Source organism: Kitasatospora sp. NRRL B-11411, assembly GCF_000721345.1.
GTDB classification, from domain to species: Bacteria; Actinomycetota; Actinomycetes; order Streptomycetales; family Streptomycetaceae; genus Kitasatospora; species Kitasatospora cineracea.
Map to the genome: position 1 here is coordinate 1 of NZ_JOGH01000185.1, position 8,498 is coordinate 8,498.

General features: G+C 76.6%; 9 protein-coding genes. 7 read left to right on the forward strand and 2 right to left on the reverse strand.

The window, feature by feature from the left end; translation table 11 throughout:
- Window positions 1-94: 94 nt before the first annotated feature.
- Genes ddaH through IH44_RS0137700 form a run of 6 tightly spaced genes read left to right on the forward strand, consistent with a single transcriptional unit; the run spans window position 95 to window position 4,651 of the window.
- Window positions 95-958 (forward strand): dimethylargininase, encoded by an 864-nt coding sequence (gene ddaH, locus IH44_RS0137675; protein WP_081967361.1) that lies wholly within the window; start codon window positions 95-97, stop codon window positions 956-958.
- Window positions 959-967: 9 nt separating this feature from the next.
- Window positions 968-2,179, forward strand: a complete 1,212-nt coding sequence (locus IH44_RS0137680; RefSeq protein ID WP_107066726.1) for an iron-containing redox enzyme family protein — start codon at window positions 968-970, stop codon at window positions 2,177-2,179.
- The gene (locus IH44_RS0137685; RefSeq protein WP_051818149.1) at window positions 2,176-3,330 is read left to right on the forward strand and encodes a YbdK family carboxylate-amine ligase; all 1,155 of its coding nucleotides are present in this window, start codon (window positions 2,176-2,178) and stop codon (window positions 3,328-3,330) included. The genes IH44_RS0137680 and IH44_RS0137685 overlap by 4 nt, the downstream gene beginning before the upstream one ends.
- Window positions 3,331-3,385: 55 nt before the next feature.
- Complete coding sequence (locus tag IH44_RS0137690) at window positions 3,386-4,102, forward strand: methyltransferase (RefSeq protein WP_030464360.1); 717 nt, start codon at window positions 3,386-3,388, stop codon at window positions 4,100-4,102.
- Window positions 4,089-4,379, forward strand: coding sequence for a CDGSH iron-sulfur domain-containing protein (locus tag IH44_RS41995; RefSeq protein WP_369795048.1), 291 nt, complete (start codon window positions 4,089-4,091; stop codon window positions 4,377-4,379). Before IH44_RS0137690 ends, IH44_RS41995 begins: the two co-directional genes overlap by 14 nt.
- Before the next feature lie 32 nt (window positions 4,380-4,411).
- Complete coding sequence (locus IH44_RS0137700) at window positions 4,412-4,651, forward strand: DUF6213 family protein (protein WP_157852604.1); 240 nt, start codon at window positions 4,412-4,414, stop codon at window positions 4,649-4,651.
- 52 nt (window positions 4,652-4,703) lie between these two features.
- Here IH44_RS0137700 and IH44_RS0137705 read toward each other — a convergent pair whose 3' ends face one another.
- The gene (locus IH44_RS0137705; RefSeq protein ID WP_030464362.1) at window positions 4,704-7,217 is read right to left on the reverse strand and encodes a SpoIIE family protein phosphatase; all 2,514 of its coding nucleotides are present in this window, start codon (window positions 7,215-7,217) and stop codon (window positions 4,704-4,706) included.
- A gap of 253 nt (window positions 7,218-7,470) precedes the next feature.
- Here IH44_RS0137705 and IH44_RS0137710 point away from each other — a divergent pair, with 253 nt between their 5' ends.
- Window positions 7,471-8,019 carry a type 1 glutamine amidotransferase domain-containing protein gene (locus IH44_RS0137710; protein WP_030464363.1) on the forward strand — a complete coding sequence of 183 codons (549 nt, stop codon included), beginning with the start codon at window positions 7,471-7,473 and terminating at the stop codon, window positions 8,017-8,019.
- Window positions 8,020-8,142: 123 nt separating this feature from the next.
- On the opposite strand, the gene IH44_RS47005 is transcribed toward IH44_RS0137710, so the two are convergent.
- The gene (locus IH44_RS47005) at window positions 8,143-8,379 is read right to left on the reverse strand and encodes a DUF6296 family protein (RefSeq protein WP_157852605.1); all 237 of its coding nucleotides are present in this window, start codon (window positions 8,377-8,379) and stop codon (window positions 8,143-8,145) included.
- Window positions 8,380-8,498: the final 119 nt, after the last annotated feature.

The window sequence follows — 8,498 nt, forward strand, 5'->3', positions numbered from 1 at the left end:
GCCGCCCCGCCCCGTCTCCTCCCGCCCCGTCTCCTCCCGTCCAGCCCAGCCCGGAAGCCGTTTCGCCTCGGACCGCGGCGGACAGACGTGCCGCATGAACGCCTCCCCCGCCCCCGCGCCCGTCGTCGCCGCCCCGCCCGTGCCCGCCGACCCGGCCGTCCGGCGGCGACGCTACCTGCTGTGCCCGCCCGAGCACTTCGCGGTGGAGTACGCGATCAATCCGTGGATGGACCCGGACCGCCCGGTGGACCGGGCGGCGGCGCTGCGGCAGTGGGAGGGGCTGGCGTCGGTGCTGCGCTCGCTCGGCCACCGGGTCGACCTGCTGGCGCCGGAGCCGGGCCTGCCCGACATGGTGTTCACCGCGAACGGGGCGACGGTGGTGGGCGGCCGGGTGCTGGTGGCCCGGTTCCGGCACCGGGAGCGGGCGGGCGAGTCGGCGGCGCACCGGCGCTGGTTCACCGCCGCCCGGTTCCGGCAGGTCCGGACCGCCGCCGAGGTGAACGAGGGCGAGGGCGACCTGCTGCCGGCCGGGCCGCGGATCCTCGCCGCCACCGGCTTCCGCACCACCGCCGCCGCCCACCGGGAGGCCGAGCGGGTGTTCGGGCGGCCGGTGGTCTCGCTGCGGCTGACCGATCCGCGCTACTACCACCTGGACACCGCGCTGGCCGTCCTGGACGACTCCCGGGTGATGTACTACCCGGACGCGTTCGCCCCCGAGACCCGCCGGCTGCTGCGCCGCCTCTACCCGGACGCGATCCTGGCCCGCGCCCCGGACGCCGCCGCGTTCGGCCTGAACGCCATCAGCGACGGCCGCCACGTGGTGCTGCCGGACGGCGCCCGGGGCCTGGCCGAACAGCTGCGGGCGGCGGGGTACGTCCCGGTCCCGGTCGGCCTCCCGGAGCTGCGGAAGGCCGGCGGCGGCCCCAAGTGCTGCGTCCTGGAACTGCGCCCGGAGTGAGGTGACACCATGCCGACCGACGCCCGTCCGACCACCGACTCCCCTCCGACCGCCGGTACCGGTCCGACCACCGGTACCCCTCCGACCACCGACGCCCCCGGGCTGCCCGCCGCCCGGGGCCCGCTCTCGGCCGCCGTCCTCGCCTCCCTGCGCCACCCCGCGCCCACCCACCTGGCGCCGATGCTGGCCGAGGTCCCGGCGGACCCGTGGGGCGAGGACGTCCAGCTCACCCTGTACGTCTGCTACGAGCTGCACTACCGCGGCTTCGCGGGCGTCGACCCGGCCTGGGAGTGGTCGCCGCCGCTGCTCGCGCTGCGCGGGCGGCTGGAGCGGGCGTTCTTGGACGCGCTGCGCCGGGAGGTGGGCGAGCCGCCCCCGCTGGCGGAGGTGCTGGCCGGGCTGCTGGTCGAACCGCCGGACGGCGACGGGCCCTCGCACCACCTGCTGACGGCGGGCACCCGGCAGCAGGCCCGCGAGTACCTGGCGCACCGCTCGCTGTACCACTTGAAGGAGGCCGACCCGCAGATGTGGGCGGTGCCCCGGCTGCCGAACCCGGCGAAGGCGGCGCTGGTCGCCGTGCAGTACGACGAGTACGGCGCGGGCCGGCCGGAGCGGGCCCACGCCGAGCTGTTCGCCGCGATGATGGCCGACTTCGGCCTCGACCCGGCCTACGGCGCGTACCTGGACGCGGTGCCCGCGCCCGCGCTGGCCGTCGTCAACACGATGTCGCTGTTCGGCCTGCACCGGGCCCTGCGGGCCGCGCTGGTCGGACAGTTCGCGGCCGTGGAGATCACCTCCCCGCCGGGCGCGGCCCGGCTCGCCGAGGCGTTCGAACGGCTCGGCGCCACGCCGCGCGGAACGCTCTTCTACCGGGAGCACGTCCTGGCCGACGCCGTCCACGAGCAGCTGGTGCGGCACACCGTGATCGACCCGCTGCTCACCCTGCCCGACTGCCCGGGACCCGAGATCGCCTTCGGCGCCCTGGCCTACCTCCGCGCCGAGGACCGGTTCGCCGACCACCTGATGGCCGCCTGGCGCCCCGCCCCCGGCCCCGACTCCGAAGACCACGACCACGGCTCCGAAGGCCACGACCACGACCACGGCTCCGAATCCGGATTCGGATTCGGATTCGGATTCGGATCGCTGCGCGCCCCGCTGCCCGAGTTCGATCCGGGCCCGGCGGCGACGGGCAGCCCGGTCCCGGAGGGAGCCGACCGGTGAGCGCCTCCGCCGGACCGCCGCCGACCGACCGGCCCCCGCCGCTGCTGCGCTTCGGCGTCGAGGAGGAGTTCCTGCTGACCGGCCCGCGCAGCCGGGTGACGGTGCCCGCCGCCGAGGCGGTGGTCTCGGACGCCGCCCGTACGCTCGGACCGCGCGCCCAGCACGAGTTCCTGGCCACCCAGGTGGAGGGCTGCACCCGGCCGGTCGCCACCGCCGCCGAGCTGCGCGCCGAACTCGCCGACACCCGGGGCGCGTTGCTGTCCGCCGCCGAGCGGGCCGGCTGCCGGCTCACCGCCACCGGCACCCCCGTGCTGCCCAGCCGCCACCCGCTGACCGTCACCCCGAAGCCCCGCTACCTGCGGCTGGCCGACCGGATCGACGGCGTCGCCGACCAGGTCGGGGCCGAACTGTGCGGCTGCCACGTCCACTTGGGCGACCTGACGCTCCGTCAGGCGCTGGCGCTCAGCGCCCGGATGCGCAGCTGGCTGCCGCTGTTCCAGGCGTTCTGCGCCAACTCCCCGTTCTGCGAGGGCGCCGACCGGGGCACCGCCTCCGTCCGGCCCGAACGGTACGCCCGCTGGCCGACCTTCGGCCCGGCCCCCGTCCTGGACGAGCCCGGCTACCGCACCGCCCTGGACCGGCTGGTCGAGGACGGGGTGATCCTCGACCGCCGGATGCTGTACTGGTACGCCCGGCCGTCCGAGCACCTGCCCACCCTGGAGGTCCGGATCGCCGACAGCTGCGCCGAGTTGGACACCATCCTGCTGCTCGCCGTCCTGCTGCGCGCCCTAGCCCACACCCTGCTCGACCCGCGGGTCCGGATCCGGCCGCTGCCCGACGTACCGCTGCGGCTGGCCCACCGCCGGGCCGCGTCCGCCGGCCTCGACGCCCGCCTGCCCGACCCGCGCACCGGTGCGCTCCGACCGGTCCGCCAACTCCTGCCCGACCTGGTCGAGTTCACCGCCCCCGCCCTGCTGCGCACCCGCGAACTCGGCCTCGCCCGGCAGCTGACCGCCCGCCTGCTGACCACCGGCGGCGGCGCCGACCACCAACGCGCCGCCCTCGCCCGCCACGGCCGCCTCGCCGCCGTCGTCGACGACCTCACCCGCCGCACCGCGGCCACCACACCCACCGCCGCCGCCCCGCACTGACCCCGCGCCCTCGTGCTCGGGTGTCGTCCGCGGCCCGTCGGGCATACGCGGTCCCATGCTGCTGCTACGACCGCCCGGTGTGTACCCCGCCCAGGGGGACACCGCCCTGCTGCTGGACGTGCTCGGCCGGGAGCCGCTGCGGCCCGGCGCGCGCTGCCTGGACATCGGCACGGGCTGCGGCGCGCTCGCCCTGGCCGCCGCCCGACGCGGCTGCCGGGTGACCGCCGTGGACCTGTCGCGGCTCTCGCTCGCCACCGCCTGGCTGAACGCCCACCTGCACCGCCTCCCGCTGCGCGTCCGACACGGCGACCTCACCACGACCGACCCCGCACCGACCGACCCCACCCCGTCCGACCCCGCCACGCCCGGCTCCTCCGCCTCCGGCCCCGGCGCCCGGTACCGGTACGACCTGGTGCTGAGCAATCCCCCGTACGTGCCCTCGCCCAGGCCCGGACCGCCGTCGTCCGGCCCGGCCCGGGCCTGGGACGCCGGGCCGGACGGGCGTCTGCTGCTGGACCGGCTGTGCCGCCGGGTGCCGCCGCTGCTCGCGCCGGGCGGGGTGCTGCTGCTCGTGCAGTCCTCGCTGGCCCGGCCCGACGCCACGGTGCGGCAGTTGCGGGACGCCGGGCTGCGGACCTCGGTCGCCGCCCGGCGCCTGCAGGGCTTCGGCCCGGTGATGACGGCCCGCGCGCCGTGGTTCGAACGCGTCGGTCTGATCGAACCTGGCGTCCGCACCGAGGAGTTGGTGGTGATCCGCGGTGTCCGCGACTGACCCGGCCCCCACCACCGGACCACCGCTACCGCCGCCCCCGCCCGTGCCCCGGGTCCGGCTGACCGAGCGCGGTCCGCTGCTGATCGACGGGCCGGTGGAGCTGCTCCTGCCGGACGGCACCGTGCTGCGCTGCGACCGCCCGGTCGTCGCGGTCTGCACCTGCCGCCGCAGCCGCCGCTACCCGCTGTGCGACACCAGCCACCGCCGCCGCGGCCGCGGCGCGCCGCCGTTTCCGCCCGACCGCTCCGGGCAGACGCCGAGTGAAGGCAGGACGTGAAACGCGACGGCAGGATCCGAACGCAGGAGGAGGTGGACACCGTGGGACGGCTCAATGTTCCGGTGATCTGCGGAGAGTCCGGCGGCCTGGCCATCCCGGCTTTCCAGGTGGTCGAGCTGCTGCGGGCACTGCCCGGCGAGTGGGAGGAGTGGGCCGGCCGCGACGACAGCGGGCTCGACCCGGAGACCACCAGCGCCCTCGCCGACCTGGTCCGCCAGCTCGCCGACCAGATCGACCTCGCGTGCATCGAGATCGCCAGCGAGGTGGAGTGACCCCTGGAGGTGCGCCTGCGGAGCGGGTCCGGGCACGCCCCCGGCCACCCGGTCAGGGGCGGCGGCGGACGGCGAGCAGGCAGATGTCGTCGAAGGGGTTGGGTGCGCCGAAGCGGCGCAGCAGGTGGTCGACCAGTCCGGCCGGGTCGGGGGCGGCGCGGTACTCGGTGCAGGCGTGCAGCAGCCGGGCGACGCCGCCGGGGTCCGTGCCCGGGCTGGTGCCGGGTGCGGTGCCGCGCCGTTCGATCAGGCCGTCGGTGTAGAGCAGCAGGGTGTCGCCGGGGGCGAGGTCGAGTTCGGCGGTGGAGCGGCGGGCGCGCGGGTTGACGCCGAGGATCAGGCCGGGCGGCGGTTCGAGGCTGCGGGCGGTGCCGTCGTGGAGCAGGACGGGCGGCAGGTGGCCGGCCCGGGCCCAGGCGAGGTGGCCGGTGCGGGGGTCGAGGCGGGCGACGGTGACGGCGGCGATGTGGTCGGCGCGCTGGTGGCAGAGCATCCGGTCGAGCCGGTCGAGGAGTTGTCCGGGTTCGGCGTCGTCGTAAGCCATTCCCCTTAGTGCGTACCGGAGTTGGGACATGGCGACGGCGGCGGGCAGGCCGTGTCCGGAGACGTCGCCGACGGCGAGCAGGACGGTGCCGTCGGGGAGGTCGAGCAGTTCGTACCAGTCGCCGCCGACCTTGTGGGCGCGTTCGGCGGGCAGGTAGCGGCCGGCGCTGTCGAGTCCGGGGACGGGGCGGCCGGCGGGGGCGCGCATCAGGGCCTGCTGGAGGGCGCGGACGGCGCGCTGTTCGTCGCCGGTGCGGCGGCGCTGGTCGGCGAGGCGGTCGCGGGTGTCGCTGAGGGCCTGCTCGGCGCGCCGCCAGGAGGTGACGTCCTGGACGACGCCGCTGAGCGAGAGCAGCCGGCCGTCGTCGGCGACGGCGGTCTCGCCGAGGGCGCGCAGGTTGCGGTAGCCGTCGGCGGCGCGGACCGCGAAGTCGACGGTGACGGGGGTGCGGCCGTCCAGCAGGGCCAGGGCGGCGGCGCGGACGGCTTCGCGGTCGGCGGGGGCGATCGCGCCGAGGGCGGCGCGCGGGTCGAGGCCGTCGGTGCCGGCGGTGCCACCGGGGGCGCCGAACAGGTGCGGGACGTCGTCCGAGCAGGCGATCCGGCGCTCACCGGGGTGCCACTCCCAGGTGCCGACCCGGGCCAGCCGGGCGGTCTGGGCGAGTTGGGCGATCTGCCGGTCGCGTTCGTCGTGGGCCCGCCAGGTGAGCAGCAGGCCGTCCTGGAACGGGGTGGCGCACACGGTCATCGCGCTGGCCCGGGCGCTGCCCGCGACGGTCTCGACGTACCGTTCCGCCTCGCCCCGGTAGGGGATGCCGTCGGCGGCGGCGGTGCGCAGGCGGTCGAAGGTGCCGGAGGCGACCATGCCCGGGTACAGCTCGGTCAGGCGGCGGCCGCGCAGCTCGGTGGCGTCCCGTCCGGCCAGGTCGACGGTGGGCGCGTTGGCGTGCTCGACCTGCAGGTCGGCGACCTTGCCGTCCCGGTCGCGGACGGCGCCCAGCACCAGGACCGGGTCCAGCAGGCCGTCCAGCACGGCCCGGAACCACGGGGCGCCCGCCGGGTCGAGCCCGGCGGGGGGCGCCTCGGTCAGCAGGACGCCGGGCAGGCGCAGCAGCGTGTCGGCGGCGAGGTCGGCGAGCGCGGCCAGGTGGGCCTCGACGGCCGGGTCGGGGCGGTGCGGCTCCGGCCAGCCGATCTTGAGCGCGCCGAGCAGCCGCCCGCGGGCGTGCAGCGGGAGGGCGCAGACGGTGGTGCCGGGGACCAGGTCGTCACCGGCCGGCTCGGGGTAGCGGGCCGCGAACTCGCGCCGGTCGGCCACCCACACCGGCCGGTCGGTGCGGACGGCCTCGGTGAGCGGCACCCGGGTCCGCGGCGGGATCCGCTGCCACTGGCTGAGCTGCCGGGACGCCACCCCGTACGCGCCGACCAGCCGCAGCGCGCCGTCCGGTTCGCGCACGGCGAGGACGAGCGCCCCGGCGCCGAGCGGGGCGAGGGCGGCGCGGTACAGGCGCTCGGCGAGTTCGTCGGGGTCGGCGGCGGTGGTGAGCGCGGCGGCGGCCAGGTGGAAGCGGGTCGCCAGCCCCTCGCCGCTCTCGCCCGCGCCCGCGTCCGCGTCCGCGTGCTTCCCTTCGTCCTCGCCTTCCCCCTCGGAGGCGGATTCGGCCTGCGCCGGGGTGTCCTGCGTCGGTGCGTTCTGCGTCGGTGCGTTCTGCGCCGGTGCGACGGGTGGTGGCTCTGCGGGCGGCGGCTCTGCGGGCGGGTCTGCCGGGACGTCGCGTGCGGCCGGGGGCGGGGCGGCGTTGGCGAGCAGGTCGGCGGCGAGCTGCGCCAGTTTGCGGTTCTCGGCCTGGGAGCGGCTCACCAGTTGCTCGAACGCCTCCTCGGGCGTGCAGCCGAGCCGTCCGACCAGCACGCCCTTGGCCTGCTCGATCACCGCCCGGGTCCGCATCGCGGTGCGCAGCCCCTCCAGCTCGGTGCGCAGCCGGTCGACCGTGGCCTCCAGTCCGGACTGTTCGCCGTCCACCGTGTCCCGCCTCCTCCGCCGTCCGTCCCGCCGCCTCCACCCTAGGCCGCCGAGGCGGTCATTTTGCCTCCTTCATCACGGTTTGACCGATTCGGTTCGTGGCGAGACGCGCCGGAGGGGCCCCTTCCGCGCACGTGCGTGGAGGAACGGCACCGAAGCACCGGGAACCGAGAACCGAGAACGGAGAGCCGACATGAGCGACAGCAACGGCAACGGCGGCACCACCGGCGGCGGGCCGAACGAGCTGGCGGGGATGACCGTGGCCTTCCTGGTCGCGCCCGAGGGCACCGAGCAGGTCGAGCTGACCTCGCCGTGGCAGACCGTCCTGGACCACGGCGGCACCCCCCGGCTGGTCTCCACCGAGCTGGGCGAGATCCGGGCCTTCCACCACCTGGACCGGGCCGACCCGTTCATGGTGGACGCGGCCGTCGCGGACGTCTCGGCCGCCGACTTCGACGCCCTGGTGCTGCCCGGCGGCGTCGCCAACCCGGACTTCCTGCGCACCGACCCGAAGGCGGTGGAGTTCGCCGCCGGGTTCTTCGCCCGCGGCAAGCCCGTCGCGGTGATCTGCCACGGGCCGTGGACGCTGATCGAGGCCGACGTCGTCCGCGACCGCGCGATGACCTCCTGGCCCAGCCTCCACACCGACCTGCGCAACGCGGGCGCGCACTGGACCGACCGCCCCGTGGTGGTCTGCACGAACGGCCCCAACACGCTGGTCTCCAGCCGCAAGCCGGACGACCTGCCGGCCTTCGACCGGGCCCTGGTCACCGCGTTCGCCGGCCAACCGGCCGCCGCCTGACGCCCCGGTCCGACACCCGACACCCGACATGCCACGGCCCGACCGGCTCCCGGTCGGGCCGTGGTCTGCGCGCACCGCGGGCGGCTCGCACCGCAGTTGGCTCGCACCGCAGTCGGCTCGCACTCAGCTCGCGGTCAGCGGATAGGCGTACCCGTAGGGGTGGCACAGGCCGGGCGGGTAGGGCTCCAGGAAGCAGGCGACCGTGCCGAGCACCGTCACCCGCAGTCCGTCCTCGCCCAGGTAGACCACGAGGCCCTCGTCCGTGGTCTCCGCCGAGCGGTACACCACCGCCATCACCTGCGGGGCGTGCCCGCCAGGCCGCCCGGGAACGGTGATCCGGTAACCATGCGCCCCGTTCATGACTCCACCTCGGCCCTGCTCGTCCACCACGTCGCCCACGACCCACCCGTCCCCTCCGACCCGCGCCGGCGGGCCCGCGCTCCGCGCATACCCCCAGGGCGTTCCCCCAATCAATCCCC